Here is an 18,933-nt window from a genome sequence, read left to right as displayed (position 1 = left end):
GCCTTGTCGAGAGCCGCCCGCTTCGCTTGCACCTGCCATGCAGGCGGATTGGTTGAGCTTTTCGCCCCGGTCGTATAAAAGGCCCGCCTCACTTCCGCATAAGGCATTCCATCCACACAAGGCTTCCATCATGAGCGGCTTCGACCTCATCATTTTCGACTGTGACGGCGTGCTCGTCGATTCCGAAATCATCGCGGCGCAGGTCGAATCGCGGCTTCTCACCGAAGCGGGTTATCCGATCAGCATCGAGGAAATGGGCGAGCGTTTCGCCGGCATGACCTGGAAGAACATCCTGCTGGCCGTGGAGAAGGAAGCGAACATACCCCTTTCCGCCTCGCTGCTCGACAAATCGGAGAAACTGCTCGACGCCCGCCTTGCCCGCGACGTAAAGATCATCGACGGGGTGAAATTCGCGCTTGCCCGCCTCACGACGCAGCGCTGCATCTGCTCCAATTCGAGCAGCCACCGGCTCGACATGATGCTGGAGAAGGTCGGCCTCAAGCCCTATTTCGCACCGCATATCTATTCGGCCAAGGATCTCGGGGGTGACCGGGTGAAGCCGAAGCCGGATATCTTCCTGCACGCCGCCGAACAGTTCAAGGTTTCGTCAGACAGGGTGCTTGTCATCGAGGATTCCGTCCACGGCATCCATGGCGCGAAAGCCGCCGGCATGCGCGTCGTCGGCTTCACCGGCGCGTCGCACACCTATCCCAGCCATGCGGACCGGCTGACGGATGCCGGCGCGGAGACCGTGATCTCGCGCATGATGGACCTGCCGGCCGTGGTCGCAGCACTCGGGGAATGGAGCGGCGCGCTCTGAACCGGCCCGTTCGGTCAGGAGATGGTATCAGCTCCGACGGGCCGGCTTCTTTGCCGGGCCCGTCTCGAAGCCGAGACGCACGCGGGTGAAGCGCGAGGCGCCGCCCGGCGCATTCGGAATCTGCACGTCCGGCTTGTTGAAGATGAACTGCGTGCCGCCAGCCGGCATGTCGACCGGGAATGCCATCTTCTGTGAGTAGATGACATTGTCGCCGTCGATCACTTCGACGAGCACCGGCAGCGTGACCTTGCCGGGCGTACCCGCGGGACCCTGCACGATGCGACCCTGGGCGACCATATTGATGGTCAGCGTCGTTTCGTTGGCGGTGCATTGGCGCGTCGCGTCGGCGAGCGAGGCCTGGTAGAGCAGCTTTTCCGGATTATCCTGGCCGCCGCGCGCATAGGCACGGTATACGGCGGTCTGGTCCAGCATGACCACCTGTGGGCAGTAAGCCTGCACGACGGGGGTCACCGGCTGCTGGGCCTGCGCGGCGGAGGTCAACCCTTCGGTGGATGATGAGGAATTGCAACCTGCGAGAGCCGCCACGAACGATGCCGCCAGAAGACCACGTGAAATCTTGCCAAACACTCTACTCAACCCTCTTCCATCCCACGTTCCAGCCCATTTCCGGGCATTGCCTTTCGGAGAACCGGAGCGCCGTTTTCCGCTCTTTCACCGCACATTTTCATGGTCTATATCAGCGGCGCGAATAAAAATCGATTGGGGATTGAAGGTCGTGGACTACATTTCTACCCGGGGCGAAGCCGCGTCCCTCCGTTTCAGGGATGCCATGCTGGCCGGGCTCGCACGCGACGGCGGCCTTTACGTGCCACGCGAATGGCCGGTGCTGACGAAGAAGGAGATCCGCGCGCTGCGCGGCAAGAGCTACCAGGAAATCGCCTTCGAGGTCCTCAAACATTTCGTCGACGGCGAGATTCCGGATGACGTGTTCAAGGCGATGATCGACGAGGCCTATGCCACGTTCCGGCATCCGGCCGTGGTGCCGCTTGTCCAGACCGGCCCCAACGATTTCGTGCTCGAACTCTTCCACGGCACGACGCTTGCCTTCAAGGACGTGGCGATGCAATTGCTGGCGCGGCTGATGGATTACGTTCTCGCCGAGCGCGGCGAGCGCGCCACCATCGTCGGCGCCACCTCTGGCGATACGGGGGGAGCGGCCATCGACGCCTTCGCCGGACGCGAGCGCACCGACATCTTCATCCTCTTCCCGCATGGCAAGGTCTCGCCCGTGCAGCAGCGGCAGATGACCACGTCGAAAGCGGCCAACGTGCATGCGCTGGCGATCAAGGGCAATTTCGACGACTGCCAGAACCTCGTCAAAGAGATGTTCAACGACGCAGCCTTCCGCGACCGCCTGAAGCTTTCGGGCGTCAATTCGATCAACTGGGCCCGCATCATGGCCCAGGTGGTCTATTACTTCACCGCCGCTGTTTCGCTCGGCGGGCCGGACCGAAAGATCTCCTTCACGGTGCCGACCGGCAATTTCGGCGACATTTTCGCCGGCTACGTCGCAAAGAAGATGGGCCTGCCGATCGACCGGCTGGTGATCGCCACCAACGACAACGACATCCTCGCCCGCGCGCTGAAGAGCGGCCGCTACGAGATGAAGGGTGTCAAGGCGACCACCTCGCCTTCGATGGACATCCAGATTTCCTCGAATTTCGAGCGGCTGCTGTTTGAATCCTGTGGCCGCGACGCTGCCGCGGTGCGGTCGTCCATGGCAGGCCTGAAACAGTCCGGGGCCTTCGAAATCAAGCCTGAGGCGCTCAAGGCCATCAAGCGCGAATTCCGCGCCGGACGGGCGACGGAACGCCAGGTGGCCGCGACAATCCGAGAGACGCTTGCCGAAACAGGCTACCTCATCGACCCCCATACGGCGACCGGTGTTTTCGTTGCGAAGAAGAACGCCCGAGGCTCGAGTCCGATGGTGACGCTTGCCACCGCGCATCCGGCCAAATTCCCGGCTGCGGTAAAATCCGCTTGCGGAATTGATCCGGCGCTTCCATCATGGCTTGCTGATCTTATGGAAAGGGAGGAGCGCTTCGATATCTTGGAGCCTGAGCTTAAGGCCGTCGAAACCTTCATCGGCCAGCATGCCCGCGCTTGAAGTCGTCGGTAGCGCCGGAAAGACATAAAGATGAATGTAGAAATCACCCGGCTTTCCTCCGGGCTGACAGTCGTCACCGAGACCATGCCCCATCTGGAGAGCGTTGCGCTGGGTGTCTGGATCAAGTCCGGTTCGCGTAACGAGACCGAGGACGAGCACGGGATCGCCCACCTCCTCGAGCACATGGCCTTCAAAGGCACCGCGCGCCGCAGCGCCCGCGATATCGCCGAGGAAATCGAAAATGTCGGTGGCGAACTCAACGCCGCCACGTCCACCGAGACCACCTCCTATTACGCCCGCGTGCTGAAGGATCATGTGCCTCTCGCAGTCGATATCCTCGCCGACATCCTGACGGAATCGGAATTCGACGAGGAAGAACTGCGCCGCGAAAAACATGTCATTCTGCAGGAGATCGGCGCGGCCAACGATACGCCGGACGACATCATTTTCGACCGCTTCTCCGAGGCCGCCTATCGCGGCCAGACGATCGGCAGGCCGATCCTCGGCACGCCAGAAACGGTGAAAGGCTTCACACCCGCGCAGATCCGCAACTATCTCTCGCGCAACTACACGACCGACCGGATGTTCGTGGTGGCCGCCGGCGCCGTCGATCACGGAGCCTTCTGCAAGCAGGTGGAAGAACGCTTCGCGAGGCTGCCCCGGACGCCGAGCACCACTCCCGTGCTGGAAACCGCCCGGTACATCGGTGGCGACGTGCGCGAAGACCGCGACCTCATGGACGCGCAACTCCTGATCGGCTTCGAAGGCAAGGCCTATCACATGCGCGACTTTTACTGTTCGCAAATTCTCGCGAACATCCTGGGCGGCGGCATGTCGTCGCGCCTCTTCCAGGAAGTGCGAGAGCATCGCGGCCTCTGCTATTCGGTCTATGCCTTCCACTGGGGCTTTTCCGATACCGGCATCTTCGGCATCCATGCCGCCACCGGCGGCGACGACCTGCCGAACCTTGTACCGGTCGTGATCGATGAGTTGCGCAAGGCATCCGAAACGATCGACCAGCAGGAAATCGACCGCGCCCGCGCCCAGATCCGCGCCCAGCTCCTGATGGGCCAGGAAAGCCCGGCGGCGCGCGCCGGCCAGATCGCCCGGCAGATGATGCTTTACGGGCGGCCAATCCCCAACCCCGAAATGATGGAAAGACTTGCCGGCATCACCACCGAACGGCTCACCGATCTTGCCGGACGGCTGTTTTTCGATACAGTTCCGACATTATCCGCCGTCGGCCCGATCGAGCAACTCGCGCCGTTGGCCGACATCACCACGGCGCTTTCCTCGCCAGGGTTCCAGACGAAGAAGGCTGCCGGCTGATTCCGGCTGGAGCATGGCATGGCAAAGTCGGTGTTTCGGTTCTTGTCGCGGCAGCCGGACACACCAGAGCTTTATGGCGAAAACCACCTGCTCCGGCTTCCGCGCCACTCCGACTACAGGCAATGGTACAAGCTGCGTTCGGAAAGCCGAGCCTTCCTGCAGCCCTGGGAGCCGGTCTGGCGGCCGGACGAACTGACCGAGGCTTCGTTCCGCGCCCGCGTCATCAGAAGCGGGCAGGAATATGCGTCGGGCCTCGCCGTACCGCTCCTCCTCTTCCGCCGGGAGGATGACGTGCTGCTCGGCGGCCTCACCATCGGTTATATCCGCAGAGGTGCTGCGCAAAGCTGCATGATCGGATACTGGATGGGTGAAAAACATGCGAGGCAAGGCCATATGTTGGCCGCATTGAAGTTGGCTATCCCCTATATCTACGGCGGGCTTCAGTTGCACCGAATTGAGGCAGCCTGTATTCCGGAGAATTGGAAAAGTGTCCGGCTTCTCGAAAAAGCCGGCTTCGAGCGGGAAGGTCTTTTGCGGAAATATCTCAAAATCAACGGCGAATGGCGCGACCACCTGATGTTTTCCCGGCTGCCGGAAGATGGTGAATTCGGGAAGATGCTGAAACCATGAGCGCCCGTCTCTTGTGCGTTCGCTCGTTGATCCGCTGGCTTCCGGGGCTCTTCGCCTTCCTTGTCGCCCTCTTGGTGCTCGCTGCAGCGCCCGTGGCCCAGGCGGCGGAGCCGGTCAAAATCTCGCGTGACGACACGGCGCTCGACCTCACCAAGACGACCGATATCTACACCAATCAGGGCGAGGCCTTTCAGGTCTCCACCGCTGCCGGCGCCGATGGCATCCGCCGCCGTATCGAGGTGCGCGCCAGCTCTCCCCGTCACCAGGGCGACTGGGCGGTCTTCGCACTTTCCAACGTGTCGGAAGAACAGCTCGAACGGGTGATCGTCGCGCCGCACTTCCGCCTGGTGAACTCCAAGATGTTCTGGCCGGATCTCGGTTCGCAGCGCATCATCTCCATCACGCCGTCGGAAGGGTTTGCGCTGGACCGGGTGCCTAGCCCGGATGCGGACGTCTTCCGCATCACGCTCAATCCCGGTTCAACCATCACCTTCGTCGCGGAACTTGCCACACCTTCGCTGCCTCAGATCTACCTATGGCAACCAGATGCGTACAAAGACACGGTCAACTCGTTCACGCTCTATCGCGGCATCGTGCTCGGCATTGCCGGCCTGCTCGCCGTCTTTCTGACCATCCTCTTCGTGGTGAAGGGCACTTCCATGCTGCCGGCGGCGGCGGCGCTTGCCTGGGCGGTCCTCGCCTACATCTGCGTCGACTTCGGTTTCCTCGACAAGCTGATCACCATCACCGCGAGCGACCAGCGCATCTGGCGCGCGGGTGCCGAAGTGGCGCTCGCCTCCTCGCTTGTCATCTTCCTGTTCACCTACCTGAACCTCAACCGCTGGCACGTGCATCTGGGCTATGCGACGCTCGCCTGGATCGTCGGGCTCGTACTGCTCGGCGGCGTGGCAATCTATGACCCGTCTGTCGCAGCCGGCATCGCCCGTCTTTCCTTCGCACTGACCGGCACGGTCGGCATCCTGCTCATCATCTATCTCGGCTTCAACCGCTATGACCGGGCGATCCTGCTCGTGCCCACCTGGGCGCTGATCCTCGTCTGGCTGTTCGGCAGCTGGATGACGGTGACCGGGAGGCTCGACAACGATATCGTCCAGCCGGCGCTCGGCGGAGGCCTCGTCCTGATTGTTCTCCTGATCGGCTTCACGGTGATGCAGCACGCCTTTGCCGGCGGCGCCTATCAGCAAGGCCTGTTCTCCGATCTCGAACGGCAGTCGCTGGCGCTGACGGGCAGCGGTGATACCGTCTGGGACTGGGACGTGGCACGCGACCGCGTCGTCACGACGCCGGATATTTCCGCCCGCCTCGGACTGGACCCCGGCGCCATGCACGGACCGGTGCGCAACTGGGTGCCGCGGCTCCACCCGGACGACCGCGACCGTTTCCGCGCCACGCTCGACGTGCTTCTCGAACATCGCCGCGGCCGGCTGAACCACGAATTCCGCATTCGCGCCGAGGACGGTCATTTCCACTGGCTGCATATCCGTGCCCGGCCGGTGCTCGGCTTGAACGGCGAGATCATCCGCTGCGTCGGCACGATCGTCGACACTACCGAACAGAGGAATTCCGTCGAACGCCTGTTGCAGGACGCCCTGCACGACAATCTCACCGGCCTGCCGAACCGTCAGGTTTTCCTCGATCGCCTTCAATCCGTGCTGACGCTTGCGCCCAACGGCGATACCGTGCGGCCGACCGTCATGGCAATCGATATCGACCGCTACAAGCAGGTCAACGATTCGCTGGGAATCGCAGCAGGCGACAACATCCTGATCGCGCTGACGAGGCGGCTCCGACGCCTTCTCAAACCGCAGGATACGCTGGCGCGGCTTGCCGGCGACCAGTTCGGCCTCATTCTCGTATCCGAACGGGACCCGGCCAAGGTGGCGGACTTCGCCGATGCCGTTTCCAAGGCGATCATGGTGCCGATCAACTTCGCCAATCGCGAAATCATCCTGACCGCCTCGATCGGGCTTTCCTCCTGGGTCGACCAGCAGGAAAGCGCTGCCGGCATGCTCGCCGATGCCGAGCTTGCCATGTACCGGGCAAAACGGGGCGGCGGCAACCGCGTCGAGCCCTTCCGCCCCGCCTTCCGCACCTCCGGCACCGATAAACTGCAGATCGAGACGGATCTCCGCCGCGCTATCGAACGCAAGGAACTGTCGCTCGCCTACCAGCCGATCATCCGGTTGACGGATGGTGAAGTCGCCGGTTTCGAGGCGCTGATGCGGTGGGACCACCCAAAGCGCGGCAGCATACCGCCCTCGGAATTCATCCCGATCGCAGAGATGTCGGATCTGATCGAACCGCTCGGCCTGTTCGCCATGGACCGCGCCGCCTCCGACCTGATGAACTGGCAGCAGCAGACGGGCGAGCTGCCGATCTTCGTCTCGGTCAACCTGTCGAGCGCACAGCTTCTGAACGCCGAACTCTACAACGACGTGAGGACTCTGTTCCAGAAGACGCAGATCAATCCGGGCCAGATCAAGCTGGAACTCACCGAATCGCTGATGATGGAAAATCCGGAGCAGGCGCGCCTCGTGCTTGCCAAGCTCAAGGAGACGGGCCTCAGCCTGGCGCTCGACGATTTCGGCACCGGCTATTCCTCGCTTGCCTATCTCACGCAATTCCCCTTCGACACGATCAAGCTCGACAAGGCTCTGGTCAGGGATGCCACGGAAAAGCGGGCAGTCCTGCTACGATCGGTGATCGCCATGGCCCGGGCGCTCGAAATGACAGTGGTGGCGGAAGGTATAGAGACCGACGAGGATGCAGCGGAACTCGCCAAGATGGGCTGCCATTTCGGCCAGAGCTATCTTTTCGGCCCACCCGCCCCGGCAGACGCCGTGCTCAAGCTGCTGAAGGAACGATTTCCGCTGACGAAACGGGCGTAATCTTCACGCCGCCCTTCCCGCGCTCGGCCGTTCGCGGGCAAAGGGGCTCAATCCCAGCCACCGCTGCATGGAGGCCCCCATTTCGGGATCGCCGTCGAGTTCCAGCCGACCGGCATCCATTTCGGAGCGCACAGTCGCCACCCCCATCCAGATTGCCGTCATCGTGCGGAGCTGGCAGGTCACATAAAGATCGACGTCAAAGCCTGGATCAGTCGAACAGATATCGACATCGCCCTCCTCGACGACGAGCCAATAGCGTTGTCGTGCCGGCGGCTGCTCGGGATAGTGGAAGAGAACGGTAGATCGCCGCGCAGGCAGCGGCATCGGATCGAGATTGCGGCGCATGTCCCACATCAGGAGCGCGGGATCGAGCTTTTGAAGAGCGTGCTGGGTTTCAACCCACTGGTGTCCCCAGAAGCCAAGGGTCATGACGACGTCGCGGAGGTCTTCTCCGGCCGGCGTCAGGTGGTATTCGATGGCGCCGTCCGATGCTTTGCGGGTCTCGATGATCCCGGCCTGTGTCAGCTCCTTCAGGCGCTTCGAGAGCAAGGTTGGCGACATGCGCGGCACACCGCGCCTCAGATCGTTGAACCGGCGGCTGCCGCACAGGAGTTCCCGGAGAACCAACGGTGTCCAGCGCGTACAAACGACCTCGGCAGCCATCGCAACCGGGCAGAACTGACCGTAACTTGCGGTCATTTCCATCATGGAAGACCTCCGCGCCAATATCCGAAGCAGAATATTCCTCTTCTTCATAAGCACCAAGTCCATTTTCTGTACCATTGATTGTGCTGGGTGATTCCCCACTCGAGCCTCATGCCGAAAAGGCCACCGGCCGAACGGCAGTACACTTCCTGTACTTGCGGCTATCCGATCGGACGCGAACAATCCGCCTATTCTCAACAGGAGGAGGATAGGAACATGGTTACAACAACCGGACTTTCACCCTTGCACACCGTTCATGCGGAACTCGCGGGCATTGCCCGGTCGCTCGGGCCGACATTTGCCGAGCGAGCCGAAACAGCCGATGACAACGACGCTTTCGTTGCCGAAAACTATCGCGACCTGCGTGAAGCCGGCCTGGTCGAGGCCGGAGTTCCAACGGATCTCGGCGGCGGTGGCGCCGAGATCGCCGAACTTTGCGCCATGATCAAGGAACTTGCCCATCATTGCGGCTCGACCGCGCTGGCATTTTCCATGCACACGCATCAGGTGGCAATCCCCGCCTGGCGCTGGACCCGCCAGAAGGCCGCGCCCGTGGTGCCGCTCCTGAAACGCGTCGCAGCGGAACGGATCATTCTTCTGTCCAGCGGAGGCTCCGACTGGATCGAGGGATCGGGCAAAGCCGAGAAGGTCGATGGCGGTTACCGGATCACCGCGCGCAAGATCTTCACGTCCGGCTCGCCCGTGGGCGATATCCTGATGACGGGCGCTGTTCTTGATGAACCCGATGGGCCGAAAGTCATCCATTTCGGCGTGCCGATGAAATCGCCGCATGTCAAAATCCTCGACACCTGGAAAGCGATGGGCATGCGCGGCACGGGTTCGAACGACGTGATGATCGAAGGCCATGTGGTTCCGGATGATGCCGTCGCGCTGAAGCGCAACCAGGGTGAATGGCATATGCTCTTCCACATCATTTCGATGATCGCCTTCCCGCTGATCTATTCCGCCTATATGGGCGTGGCGGAAAGCGCCCGCGATATCGCCCTCCAACTGGCAAAGAAACGAGAGCCGGATGCGCATATTATCGCGCTGGCGGGAAGGATGGACACCGAACTCAGGGCAGCGCAATACGCCCATGCCGGCATGATTGCAGCGGCGAAGCGGGGCGAGCCTTCTCCGGCAACCACAAACGAGATGATGATCGGCAGGTCGCTCGTGGCGCGCCATGCAATTGCGGCGACCGAACTTGCCATGGAAACGGCAGGGGGTGCCGCCTTCTACCGGGACAAAGGTCTCGAACGCCGCTTCCGCGATATCCAGGGGGCACGCTATCATCCGATGCGAATCGGCGCGCAGCAGGAGTTTGCCGGCCGCACGGCGCTTGGCCTGGATACGCTCAAGACCTATTGAAGCGCGTCGCGATCTTTCAGTTTCGCTTGCTACGCTTCAGGTTCCTGTTCTGACATATGTCGTCATCGCAAAACCGCTGCACACTTTTGCGCGACATGCGTTGGAGCCAGGGGCCTCTTGACAGGGATGTCAATTTACCCCCTAATTTTAAGGGGTTCTAAATACTTCCCTGACCTGCCCCGCCTTTCGATCCACCGGAGGGCGGGTTTATTTTTGGGAGAGGCCGAGAGTTCATTCATCCCTGATGCTCATGAATGAGCCGATGCACGAATTCCAGCTTGCCGACGACCGCCGATGTCAGGATGAACGGATAGAGATCCGGAACTCCCATCGAGCGGTGCACGCTGTTCAGTGCCATGCTGAAAGGAACCCAGGCCGAGACAAGCTGTTCTGCGCTCTGCGCATTATAGGGATCGAAAGCGATTTCGGCCGCCAAGGCCTCATGCTGCCTCGTCGCGATCGACATGCCATAGGCGCGTGCCGTTTCCAGCGCATCGGCGATGTGAAGGTAATGCGCGAAGGTTTCGGCGAAGTCTTCCCAGGGATGGGTGCTCGCATAGGTGCTGATGAAGAATTGCTGCCAGTCCGGCGGAGGACCCCACTCGTAATTCTGCTTCAGCGCCTCGGCATAGTCCCGCCTCTCGTCGCCGAACACGGCACGAAACGCCTCCAGCCTGCCGCCGTCGCGCACCAGTTTGTCCCACATGTAATGCCCGATCTCGTGGCGGAAGTGGCCGAGCATGGTGCGATAGGGTTCGTTCATCAGGACCCGCATCCGCTCGCGGGTAACATCGTCGGCTTCCGCGGCGCGGATGGCAATCAATCCGTCCTCATGGCCGGTTATCGCCGGTACGACCGTGCCGTCCTGCTGCACCTCGTCCACCAGGAAATCGAAGACAAGGCCGCCTTCCGGATCCTCCTCGCGATTGGTGCGCGGCAGGTTCCAGCGCAGAAGCGAATAGAAGAGATGCCGCTGCGCCTGGCTGATGCGGCGCCACTGGCCAAGGCCGGCCTCCGTCGAGGCATCCGGCACAAGACGGTTGTGCCGGCAGGCGGGGCAGAAAGGGTGCGGATGATCCGCAAGCACGGTCCAGTTGCAGATGTCCATCGCGGCATTGGCGCAGAGCCGCACCTTGCGGGCGGGTTCGGCGACAAGATGCCATGTACCCTCCCCCGCATCTTCCACGAGCGCATGCATGGCGAGCATTTCCGGCACGAAGGCCAGCTGATGACCGCAATTCACACAGGAGCGGTTGTCGAAATGAATGGGCTGTCCGCAATGATCGCATTCGTAGAGGCGCATGGACGATCAACTCAGGCGTGACCTGCCTCGCTGGACAGCATCTCCGGGCTGACGCCAAGCAGCGCCAGCGCCCGTTCATATTTGCCCTCCAGCGCGCGGTCGAAGATCAGTTCGTCGTTCGCGGGGCAATTCAGCCACCCGTTGCTGGAAATCTCCAATTCAAGCTGGCCCGGACCCCAGCCGGCATAACCGAGCAGCATGGTTGCCCGCGCCGGCCCGCGCCCATTGCAAATGGCCCGGATGATATCGAGCGTAGCGGTCAGCGAAATGTCGTCACTGACCGGTATCGAGGACTCGCTGACGAAATCGTCCGAATGCAGCACGAAGCCGCGGCCGGTTTCCACCGGTCCGCCCGCGAGGATGGGAAAATCTCGTGTATCGCCGGGCAGCATGATCGCTTCCTGCTGATCCATAAGCTTCAGGTGCAGGAGAACGTCCGTGAAGGAGATGGGTTGTGCGCGATTGATGATAAAGCCCATGGCGCCCGCGGTGGAATGGGCGCAGATATAAACGACCGCACGCGCGAAATTGCTATCCTTCATGCCGGGCATGGCAATCAGGAACTGGCCGTCGAGGAACCCCCGTTCGCACTTGTCCCTCAAGGTCGAGAAAGCCATCATGTCTCCAGCCTGCCTTCCAGCCCGAACTCCGGGCTTGAAGGGTTTTGAATCCACCATCTGATCAAGATGGGGCAGTCGGCCCCATCAATCAACCGAAAATGATCGGCTTTTCCCGGCTCATGACTAGTCCCGGTGAACCAGATCGATTAAACCTTTGGCCGATGACAGCAAAATCGGCCCGTAGCTCTTCGATCCGCACCTTCGTTGCACTTGCCGCATGCCTTGTGGCGGGCATCACGGTCAGTTTTGCCAACACAAGCCGTGCCGAGATCACACCCTGGGCTACAAACGAAGGCGGCCGGATGCGGATCGTCGCGTTGCCTCCGGAGCCTGACGGTACGGTGCGAGGCGCGTTGCAGATCGAACCGAAGCCCGGCTGGATCACCTACTGGAAGGAACCCGGCGACGCCGGCATTCCGCCGCAGGTCGTTTTTTCCAAGGCAAGCGGTGTGACGCTCAGCCATGTCTCCTATCCCGTTCCGAAGCGGATCGACAACGGCAAACTGCGCGATATCGGTTACGACCGGCCGGTAACCCTGCCTTTCGAATTGAAGGTAGACGGTCCCCACAAGTCGCTGAACCTCGGCGCGTCTGCCTTCGTGGGCCTCTGCCGCAATATCTGCATTCCCTTCCAGGCGGAGTTTTCCCTGGCGCTCGGCTCTACGAAGGGGACCCCGGCCGAGGAAGCGATGATCCTCAACATAGCCGCTTCCAGGCTTCCCGAAGGACCTTCGGACGATTTCGCCGTCACGCATTATGCGATGACCCACGGCCGCAACATCTTGAGTCTGAAGTTGAAGCTGCCGGAACAGACATCCGAGCCGCCGCAGGTGATCGTCACAGGGCCAGAGGGCCATGTGCTCTTCGACGGCATCAACGGCCGCCAGGATGGCGACGGCTATGCACTCGACATGCCGGTCGGCAAACTGCCCAAGAACTACGATATCAACGGCAAACGCTGGGGTATCCTGGTGATCGCCGGCAACCGCGCCATGGAAACCTCGCTGGCCTTCGAGTAAATGGCCTCACAGCAGGCTTTCTGCTCCACCTCTCCTTGTCATATGTCAAGTCCGGACTATAGTGCGCCGCAACTGGCGGGCCGGAGGTATGAGCCTGCCCAACCGAGGAGAGTTCCCATGACCATTGCCGTCGGCAGCAGACTGCCCTCCGCCACATTCAAGGAAAAGACCACGGACGGTCCCGTGGAAATCACCACGGAACAGCTTTTTGCCGGCAAGAGGGTCGTCCTCTTTGCCGTTCCCGGCGCGTTCACGCCCACCTGCACGCTGAACCACCTGCCGGGCTATCTCGAAAACCGGGATGCGATCCTGGCGAAGGGTGTCGACGACATTGCCGTCCTTTCCGTCAACGACTGGCACGTCATGGGGGCCTGGGCCCAACAGACGGGCGGACTCGGCAAGATCCACTTCCTCGCCGATTGGGACGGCGCGTTCACCAAGGCGCTCGGGTTTGACCTCGACCTTTCCGCCGGAGGCCTGGGGGTTCGCTCGAAGCGCTATTCGATGCTCATCGAGGATGGCGTGGTGAAGTCGCTCAATATCGAGGAAAGCCCCGGACAGGCGACCGTTTCCGGCGCTGCAGCGATGCTGGAACAGCTTTAGGCGATACCTGCAATCTGCTTCAGGGGCGCTTCGGCGCCCTTTTTTCTCCCGCGCCAGACCGGCAGACGATGGCCGCGGGCAAGCGTCCGCAGCCTCACAAAGCCATATCGAAGACCATCAGCCCCGAAAGCCCGCCATCGGCGGAGGCGATAATACGATCGCCGACAGCGACATGGTCTGGATGGACCAGATAGGCGTCGCGCGCCTCCGGGCTCTCGAAGGTCACGATGAAACCATCGAGAAAGCCGCCGTTCAGGCCTTCCGGCGAAACGTTCGGGCCGTATTTGAAATCGAGAATGCCGGGGGTGACGTTTTTCAACGCGGCGACCGCGTCATAGATCGCCTGCTTGTCGGCATGCTGGAGAGCCGCCTTGAACCGAACGAAGACGCAATGCAGGATCATGAGGCTCTCCCGGTTTTGGTTTGCGGCAGAATAGTGGCTGGCACGGCAAGCGCAACCACGTGTCAGGCGATTTCCAGAAGAAGCGCACGGTGGTCCGAGACTTCCGGTTCGGCGACAACCTCGAATTTCTCGATCCTCACCTGGGGCGTCACCAGGAGATAGTCCGCATAGCGGCCCTCCTTCGGATACCAGGAGGTGCGCGTATCGGTGAAACCACGCGTGGTGACGAGATCGGTGAGGCCGAGTCTTTCGAGAATCGCGAAGGTCTCACTGTCCGGCAGGAGATTGAAATCACCGCAGACGACCAGTCCATCCCCCGGCTGCCGGACCTTTTCGATAAGACCTGCCAAAGCGTGAGCCTGCGCCAGCCGCGCCGGCGTGTCACCCTTGCCTGCGAGATCGCGCAGGCCGTGCATCTGCACGATCGTCACCGCCGAGCCCGTATTACCGCGAAAGATGCGGATACCATGGGCATTGCGGGGACGCGGATGTTCACCGAAACCGGAGACAGGAAAGTCTCCGTGGATGAAGCCCTGCACCTGGCCGATCACCGGCAGGCCCTGACGGACGAAGGTTGCAAGTCCCCATTCGGATGCTATTTCGCGATCGCCATCATAGAGCGGGCCGCGTGCGGCGGGAGCGAAAAAGGCATGATGGCCACGTAGAATCGCAGTCACATCCTCCAGCAAGCTGGCGCGCTGCGGCAACTTGAAGTCACCCTCGCGGAAGGTCAGCCAGCCGCCGCCGGAACCCGCGACATGGGTGACTTCCTGAAGGCAGAGCACATCCGGATCGGCCGCCTCGAGGTATTGCACCAGCGGCTCGTGGACGCGACCACCCCAGGCATTCAGACAGATGAGACGAAGGGCCATGGGTCAGCGCTCCGCCGAAACGATCAGGAACATCGGCCGGTCCATCTCTTCGGCGAGATCGGGATTGGCGGCGATCTGATCCGGCGAGGGATGCCATTCGATGACGCGGCGGATAGCAAAGCCGTTGTCGATCAGCGCGTTCAGCGTCGTGCCGAGGGTACGGTGATATTTGACGACGCCCTTGGCGAGCCAGTCGGTCGTGCGTTTACCCTCGACCGAATAATCATCCACCGGCCAAAATCTCTTGCCAGTTCCATCCGTCTGCCAGCCCGGATTGGCCGATGCCATGTAAATCGGGTGCTCGATCATGAAAACGAATTTTCCATCCGGCAAAAGCGCATCATGCACCTGCAGCACCAGGCGATCGAAATCTTCCAGATAGTGAAAGGCAAGCGCGCTGTAGGCGAGATCGAAGGCTGCATTGGGCAGCTCCACCTGTTCCAGATCGGCGATCTCGTAGGTGACGGCCGGATGAGCATTCTCCGTCTGCCCCCGGGCGATCATGTTTTCGGAAAGGTCGAGACCAAGCACCGCTGCGGCGCCCTCTTCCGCCGCAAACCGTGCAAACCAGCCGAACCCGCAGCCGAGATCGATGACGCGCAGCCCCTTCATCGGCGGCAGCAAGGTGCGGATATCCGGCCATTCGGCAGCACCGGCAAGGCCATATACCGACCTGCCGAGCTGGCTGTAACCGGCGAAAAATTCCGGTCTGTCATAGATGTTCTGGGCCATCGTTCCCTCCGCGGCCGGTCGATCTACTTCTTCTTGAACGGCGCCATGCCGAGCCTGGCGAGTTCGTCGGCGCGCTCGTTTTCCGGATGGCCGGCATGGCCCTTGATCCAGTGCAGCGTCACCTTGTGCTTGCTGCGCGCTTCCTCGAGCTGCTGCCAGAGTTCGGCATTCTTGACGGGCTTCTTGTCTGCGGTCTTCCAGCCGTTCCTTTTCCAGCCGAAAATCCACTTGGAAATGCCATCCTTCACATAGGCGCTGTCGGTATAAAGGTCGACCTCGCAGGGCTGCTTGAGCGCGCTGAGCGCCTGGATCGCAGCCATCAGCTCCATGCGGTTATTGGTCGTTTCCGCCTCGCCGCCGAACATTTCCTTTTCGCTTTCGCCATAACGCAGGATGGCGCCCCAGCCGCCCGGGCCGGGATTGCCGGAACAGGCCCCGTCGGTAAAAATATCGACATGCTTCATGACGAGATCGCTTCCGATGCCAGGCCATATTCGGCGGCAGAGGCGATCTGCCGGTGGAAGCGCAACTTGCGCAGGTATTCGAGCGGGTCCTTCTTGACCACCAGCGCGCCGGGCGGCGTCGTCAGCCAGTCGTAAAGCCTTGTCAGGAAGAAACGCAGCGCCGAACCGCGCGACAGGACCGGGAGGGCAGCAATCTCCTCCGGCGAAAGCGGACGCACGCTCTGATAGCCTTCCAGCATCGCCATGCCCTTGGTGAGGTTGTAGGCGCCGTCCTTTTCGAAGCACCAGGCATTCAGGCAGATCGAGACGTCATAGGCGAGCAGGTCGTTGCAGGCGAAATAGAAGTCGATCAAGCCGGAAAGCCCGTCGCCTAAAAAGAAGACGTTGTCCTGGAAGAGGTCGGCATGGATGACACCTGCCGGCAGATCCTTCGGCCAATTGCCGGCCAGAAAATCGAGCTCGGAGGCGATCTCGTCCTGTAGTCCCTTTTCCACCTCGTCGGCACGGTCGGCGGATTTCGCCCAGAGCGCCTTCCATCCTTCGAGCGACAGCGCATTCGGCCGCGTCAGCGGAAAGCCCTCGCCCGCAAGATGCATCTGAGCAAGCGCCTTGCCCACTTCCCGGCAGTGCTTCGCCTCCGGCTTCCTCAACCACATGCCTTCCAGGAAGGAAATGAGCGCAGCCGGGCGGCCGGAAAGCTCGCCGAGCAACTGACCGTCGTGACGCGGCAGCGGCAACGGGCAGGACAGGCCACGCGCATAAAGATGCTGCATCAGGCCAAGGAAGAACGGCAGGTCGGCCTTCTCCACCCGCTTTTCATAGAGCGTCAGGATCAGCGGCCCGCGGGTCGTATGCAGCAGGAAATTCGAGTTCTCGACACCTTCGGCGATGCCCTTGTAGGAGGTCAGCTCACCGACATCGTATTCGGTCAGGAAATGTTTGAGGTCGTCCTCAGTGATATCGGTGTAAACGGCCAAGGTGTCATTCCGCTGTGATTCTGCCGGCAGAGGTATTACGGCTCTTCCTAACCACTCCCCCCGCCCTTCGCTAGGGCTCAGGGCGTTCGAAGCTGAAATCGATTCATTGGATCGATTTCTCCGGCTCCGCCGGAACGCTTCTCACCCGTTCACCCATTCCATGTCCGCATGGGTCAAGGGCACGCCGCGCAGTTCGCGATTGACGAGGAAATTCTCGTTCTCCTCCGCCGTGATCGCCAGTTCGATCTCGGCAGCGAACCGTTCCTTGAAGGCCGCGATGATCTCGTCGACGATGACCTCGGGAGCCGAAGCGCCGGCGGAAAGACCGAGGGTGCGGATGTCGCCGATCTCGTCCCAGTTCAGTTCCGAGGCCCTCTGCACCAGCAGCGAACGCTTGGCACCGGCGCGCAGAGCCACCTCCACCAGCCGTTTGGAATTTGACGAATTCGGTGCACCAACGACGATGAAGAGGTCGCAGCCCGGTGCTGCTTCCTTGACCGCCTCCTGGCGGTTGGTGGTCGCGTAGCAAATGGAATCAGCCGCCGGGGCGGTAAGGTTCGGAAAGCGCTCCTGCAGCCTGGCGATCACGCCCGCCGTATCGTCCACCGACAGAGTGGTCTGGGTGACGTAGCCAAGATTATCGGGATCGGCGGGCTGGTACCTGTCGGCATCCTCAACCGTCTCGATCAGCGAGACAGTACCGGGAGGGAGCTGGCCCATCGTGCCGATCACTTCCGGATGACCGGCATGACCGATGAGGACGACATGGCGGCCGAGCCGCTGGTGACGCATGGCCTGCTTATGAACCTTGGAGACCAGCGGGCAGGTCGCGTCGAGATAGAAGAGATTGCGCGCCTCGGCATCCTGCGGCACGGATTTCGGCACGCCATGGGCGGAGAAGACGACCGGCTGCTCGCGATGCTCGGCCGGGATCTCGTCAAGCTCCTCCACGAAAATCGCGCCCTTCGCCTCCAGTCCCTCGACCACGTAGCGGTTGTGGACAATCTCGTGGCGAACATAGACCGGGGCGCCATAGGCTTTCAGCGCCAGAACGACGATCTGGATCGCCCGGTCGACGCCGGCGCAGAACCCGCGCGGGCCGCAAAGGCGGATCGTCAGGGGGGGCTTTTTCACCTGGATATTCATTCCGGTCCCATGGTCATTGCTTGCGCTCCATATAGGCGAGCGAATCCGGCTGCGCCAAGGAAAATGTTGCCTATTGCCCGGACGCGCTCGGACGTTTACGCCGCATCCAGACGCCCGCAACCACCACAACCAGCGCCGCCGCCAGCCCGTACCAGGTGATGGCATACTGGAGGTGGTTGTTCGGCAGTTCGAACTGGGTCACGCCTCCCCTCGGCCAGCCGCCCGGATTTTCGACGGAAGCATCGGCATCCACGAAGAAGGGAACCATCTTCGATGCATCAAGCCCGACGCTCGAAACCATGGCGTCCAGATCCTTCCAGTAGAAGATGTTCTTGGCGAGATCGTTGTCCGGCACGATATAGGAAGGCTTTCCCGCGAGCCGCGAACGGGCATAACCGGTGACGGTCTGCTCGCCCGAGATCTCGCCGGCAGCACGGGTCGCCGGGTCCTTCATTTCATAGGGGACGAAGCCACGGTTGACGAGAAGGATGCGGCCGTCGGCAAGCGTCATCGGCGTGTAAACGTAGAAACCGGTCTGCCCCTCGAAGGTCGCGAAGAAATGCCGCTCCTTTGTGTGATCGAACGTGCCGGTCACCGAGACACGGCGGTACTCGATTTCGCCGCTGCTCTTTTCGATCGCTTCGACATCCGCAAGCGCGACCGGCGCCGCCGCACGGCGCTCGGCGATGTCAGCAAGCAGGCCTTCTTTCCAGTGCAGGCGTTCCACCTGCCAGGTGCCGAGCGACAGCAGGATCGCCAGCGCCGCAAGAATTGCGGCAGCAGTGGCAATTACCCTGCTGCGGCTGCGGGCCGGCTCGCCGCCCGATGCGGTTTCCGGAGAGGCTTTCATCACCATCGAATTCCTGTCCTCAAAAAAGCGGAAGGGCGGCTTTCGCCGCCCC

At 61.6% G+C, this 18,933-nt stretch carries 19 protein-coding genes; 8 read left to right on the top strand and 11 right to left on the bottom strand.

All coding sequences use genetic code 11. From position 1 onward, the window contains the following. The first annotated feature begins 130 nt into the window (after nt 1-130). On the top strand, nt 131-820 hold the full coding sequence (locus tag QEO92_RS03000) for an HAD family hydrolase (RefSeq protein WP_227702106.1): 690 nt from the start codon (nt 131-133) through the stop codon (nt 818-820). A 27-nt stretch (nt 821-847) separates the two neighbouring features. Here QEO92_RS03000 and QEO92_RS02995 read toward each other — a convergent pair whose 3' ends face one another. Beyond that, complete coding sequence (locus tag QEO92_RS02995) at nt 848-1,408, bottom strand: PilZ domain-containing protein (protein WP_227705072.1); 561 nt, start codon at nt 1,406-1,408, stop codon at nt 848-850. 139 nt (nt 1,409-1,547) lie between these two features. Here QEO92_RS02995 and thrC point away from each other — a divergent pair, with 139 nt between their 5' ends. The 4 genes from thrC to QEO92_RS02975 are packed head-to-tail and all read left to right on the top strand — an operon-like array spanning nt 1,548 to nt 7,816. Next, complete coding sequence (gene thrC, locus QEO92_RS02990) at nt 1,548-2,948, top strand: threonine synthase (protein WP_200884012.1); 1,401 nt, start codon at nt 1,548-1,550, stop codon at nt 2,946-2,948. A 30-nt stretch (nt 2,949-2,978) separates the two neighbouring features. After that, nucleotides 2,979-4,277 (top strand): M16 family metallopeptidase, encoded by a 1,299-nt coding sequence (locus QEO92_RS02985; protein ID WP_227702105.1) that lies wholly within the window; start codon nt 2,979-2,981, stop codon nt 4,275-4,277. Between the two features lie 18 nt (nt 4,278-4,295). After that, nucleotides 4,296-4,907, top strand: coding sequence for a GNAT family N-acetyltransferase (locus tag QEO92_RS02980; RefSeq protein ID WP_227702104.1), 612 nt, complete (start codon nt 4,296-4,298; stop codon nt 4,905-4,907). Continuing rightward, a complete protein-coding gene (locus tag QEO92_RS02975) occupies nt 4,904-7,816 on the top strand; it encodes an EAL domain-containing protein (RefSeq protein WP_227702103.1) in 2,913 nt (970 codons plus the stop codon). Before QEO92_RS02980 ends, QEO92_RS02975 begins: the two co-directional genes overlap by 4 nt. A gap of 3 nt (nt 7,817-7,819) precedes the next feature. Here the strand turns inward: QEO92_RS02975 and QEO92_RS02970 are convergent, their stop codons facing one another. Then, nucleotides 7,820-8,521, bottom strand: coding sequence for a winged helix-turn-helix transcriptional regulator (locus tag QEO92_RS02970; protein WP_037158057.1), 702 nt, complete (start codon nt 8,519-8,521; stop codon nt 7,820-7,822). 216 nt (nt 8,522-8,737) lie between these two features. Here QEO92_RS02970 and QEO92_RS02965 point away from each other — a divergent pair, with 216 nt between their 5' ends. After that, nucleotides 8,738-9,892 (top strand): acyl-CoA dehydrogenase family protein, encoded by a 1,155-nt coding sequence (locus QEO92_RS02965; protein ID WP_227702102.1) that lies wholly within the window; start codon nt 8,738-8,740, stop codon nt 9,890-9,892. A 235-nt stretch (nt 9,893-10,127) separates the two neighbouring features. Here QEO92_RS02965 and QEO92_RS02960 read toward each other — a convergent pair whose 3' ends face one another. Beyond that, nucleotides 10,128-11,195 (bottom strand): zinc-binding metallopeptidase family protein, encoded by a 1,068-nt coding sequence (locus tag QEO92_RS02960; RefSeq protein ID WP_227702101.1) that lies wholly within the window; start codon nt 11,193-11,195, stop codon nt 10,128-10,130. 11 nt (nt 11,196-11,206) lie between these two features. After that, nucleotides 11,207-11,812, bottom strand: coding sequence for a YqgE/AlgH family protein (locus QEO92_RS02955; RefSeq protein ID WP_037158068.1), 606 nt, complete (start codon nt 11,810-11,812; stop codon nt 11,207-11,209). A gap of 164 nt (nt 11,813-11,976) precedes the next feature. Between QEO92_RS02955 and QEO92_RS02950 the strand changes: the two genes are divergently transcribed. Continuing rightward, nucleotides 11,977-12,834 carry a protein-disulfide reductase DsbD domain-containing protein gene (locus QEO92_RS02950; protein ID WP_227702100.1) on the top strand — a complete coding sequence of 286 codons (858 nt, stop codon included), beginning with the start codon at nt 11,977-11,979 and terminating at the stop codon, nt 12,832-12,834. A gap of 117 nt (nt 12,835-12,951) precedes the next feature. Then, nucleotides 12,952-13,437 (top strand): peroxiredoxin, encoded by a 486-nt coding sequence (locus QEO92_RS02945; protein WP_227702099.1) that lies wholly within the window; start codon nt 12,952-12,954, stop codon nt 13,435-13,437. Between the two features lie 94 nt (nt 13,438-13,531). Here QEO92_RS02945 and QEO92_RS02940 read toward each other — a convergent pair whose 3' ends face one another. The 7 genes from QEO92_RS02940 to QEO92_RS02910 form a co-directional block, all read right to left on the bottom strand. After that, nucleotides 13,532-13,840 (bottom strand): Dabb family protein, encoded by a 309-nt coding sequence (locus tag QEO92_RS02940; RefSeq protein WP_037158073.1) that lies wholly within the window; start codon nt 13,838-13,840, stop codon nt 13,532-13,534. A gap of 62 nt (nt 13,841-13,902) precedes the next feature. Then, entirely contained in the window at nt 13,903-14,712 is an 810-nt protein-coding gene (locus tag QEO92_RS02935; RefSeq protein ID WP_227702098.1) for an endonuclease/exonuclease/phosphatase family protein, read from the bottom strand. A 3-nt stretch (nt 14,713-14,715) separates the two neighbouring features. Further along, nucleotides 14,716-15,444, bottom strand: a complete 729-nt coding sequence (locus tag QEO92_RS02930) for a class I SAM-dependent methyltransferase (RefSeq protein WP_227702097.1) — start codon at nt 15,442-15,444, stop codon at nt 14,716-14,718. 23 nt (nt 15,445-15,467) lie between these two features. Next, entirely contained in the window at nt 15,468-15,908 is a 441-nt protein-coding gene (gene rnhA, locus QEO92_RS02925; protein WP_037158086.1) for a ribonuclease HI, read from the bottom strand. Then, nucleotides 15,905-16,885, bottom strand: coding sequence for a homoserine kinase (locus tag QEO92_RS02920; RefSeq protein ID WP_037158093.1), 981 nt, complete (start codon nt 16,883-16,885; stop codon nt 15,905-15,907). The genes rnhA and QEO92_RS02920 overlap by 4 nt, the downstream gene beginning before the upstream one ends. Before the next feature lie 141 nt (nt 16,886-17,026). After that, on the bottom strand, nt 17,027-18,031 hold the full coding sequence (gene ispH, locus QEO92_RS02915) for a 4-hydroxy-3-methylbut-2-enyl diphosphate reductase (protein WP_227702096.1): 1,005 nt from the start codon (nt 18,029-18,031) through the stop codon (nt 17,027-17,029). Between the two features lie 70 nt (nt 18,032-18,101). Next, nucleotides 18,102-18,881, bottom strand: coding sequence for an SURF1 family protein (locus tag QEO92_RS02910; protein WP_407720766.1), 780 nt, complete (start codon nt 18,879-18,881; stop codon nt 18,102-18,104). Nucleotides 18,882-18,933 lie beyond the last annotated feature (52 nt).

The organism is Neorhizobium petrolearium (assembly GCF_029854435.1).
GTDB classification, from domain to species: Bacteria; Pseudomonadota; Alphaproteobacteria; order Rhizobiales; family Rhizobiaceae; genus Neorhizobium; species Neorhizobium petrolearium.
Note: the sequence above shows the minus strand (reverse complement) of the source record. Positions and strands in the feature narration are given on the sequence as shown.

What these genes read in the sequence shown, in the direction of transcription:
- QEO92_RS03000 (WP_227702106.1), top strand. Translation starts at nt 131, where the DNA reads ATGAGCGGCTTCGACCTCATCATTTTCGACTGTGACGGCGTGCTCGTC.
- QEO92_RS02985 (WP_227702105.1), top strand. Translation starts at nt 2,979, where the DNA reads ATGAATGTAGAAATCACCCGGCTTTCCTCCGGGCTGACAGTCGTCACC.
- QEO92_RS02980 (WP_227702104.1), top strand. Translation starts at nt 4,296, where the DNA reads ATGGCAAAGTCGGTGTTTCGGTTCTTGTCGCGGCAGCCGGACACACCA.
- QEO92_RS02975 (WP_227702103.1), top strand. Translation starts at nt 4,904, where the DNA reads ATGAGCGCCCGTCTCTTGTGCGTTCGCTCGTTGATCCGCTGGCTTCCG.
- QEO92_RS02970 (WP_037158057.1), bottom strand. Translation starts at nt 8,521, where the DNA reads ATGGAAATGACCGCAAGTTACGGTCAGTTCTGCCCGGTTGCGATGGCT.
- QEO92_RS02965 (WP_227702102.1), top strand. Translation starts at nt 8,738, where the DNA reads ATGGTTACAACAACCGGACTTTCACCCTTGCACACCGTTCATGCGGAA.
- QEO92_RS02960 (WP_227702101.1), bottom strand. Translation starts at nt 11,195, where the DNA reads ATGCGCCTCTACGAATGCGATCATTGCGGACAGCCCATTCATTTCGAC.
- QEO92_RS02955 (WP_037158068.1), bottom strand. Translation starts at nt 11,812, where the DNA reads ATGGCTTTCTCGACCTTGAGGGACAAGTGCGAACGGGGGTTCCTCGAC.
- QEO92_RS02950 (WP_227702100.1), top strand. Translation starts at nt 11,977, where the DNA reads ATGACAGCAAAATCGGCCCGTAGCTCTTCGATCCGCACCTTCGTTGCA.
- QEO92_RS02945 (WP_227702099.1), top strand. Translation starts at nt 12,952, where the DNA reads ATGACCATTGCCGTCGGCAGCAGACTGCCCTCCGCCACATTCAAGGAA.
- QEO92_RS02940 (WP_037158073.1), bottom strand. Translation starts at nt 13,840, where the DNA reads ATGATCCTGCATTGCGTCTTCGTTCGGTTCAAGGCGGCTCTCCAGCAT.
- QEO92_RS02935 (WP_227702098.1), bottom strand. Translation starts at nt 14,712, where the DNA reads ATGGCCCTTCGTCTCATCTGTCTGAATGCCTGGGGTGGTCGCGTCCAC.
- QEO92_RS02930 (WP_227702097.1), bottom strand. Translation starts at nt 15,444, where the DNA reads ATGGCCCAGAACATCTATGACAGACCGGAATTTTTCGCCGGTTACAGC.
- rnhA (WP_037158086.1), bottom strand. Translation starts at nt 15,908, where the DNA reads ATGAAGCATGTCGATATTTTTACCGACGGGGCCTGTTCCGGCAATCCC.
- ispH (WP_227702096.1), bottom strand. Translation starts at nt 18,031, where the DNA reads ATGAATATCCAGGTGAAAAAGCCCCCCCTGACGATCCGCCTTTGCGGC.
- QEO92_RS02910 (WP_407720766.1), bottom strand. Translation starts at nt 18,881, where the DNA reads ATGAAAGCCTCTCCGGAAACCGCATCGGGCGGCGAGCCGGCCCGCAGC.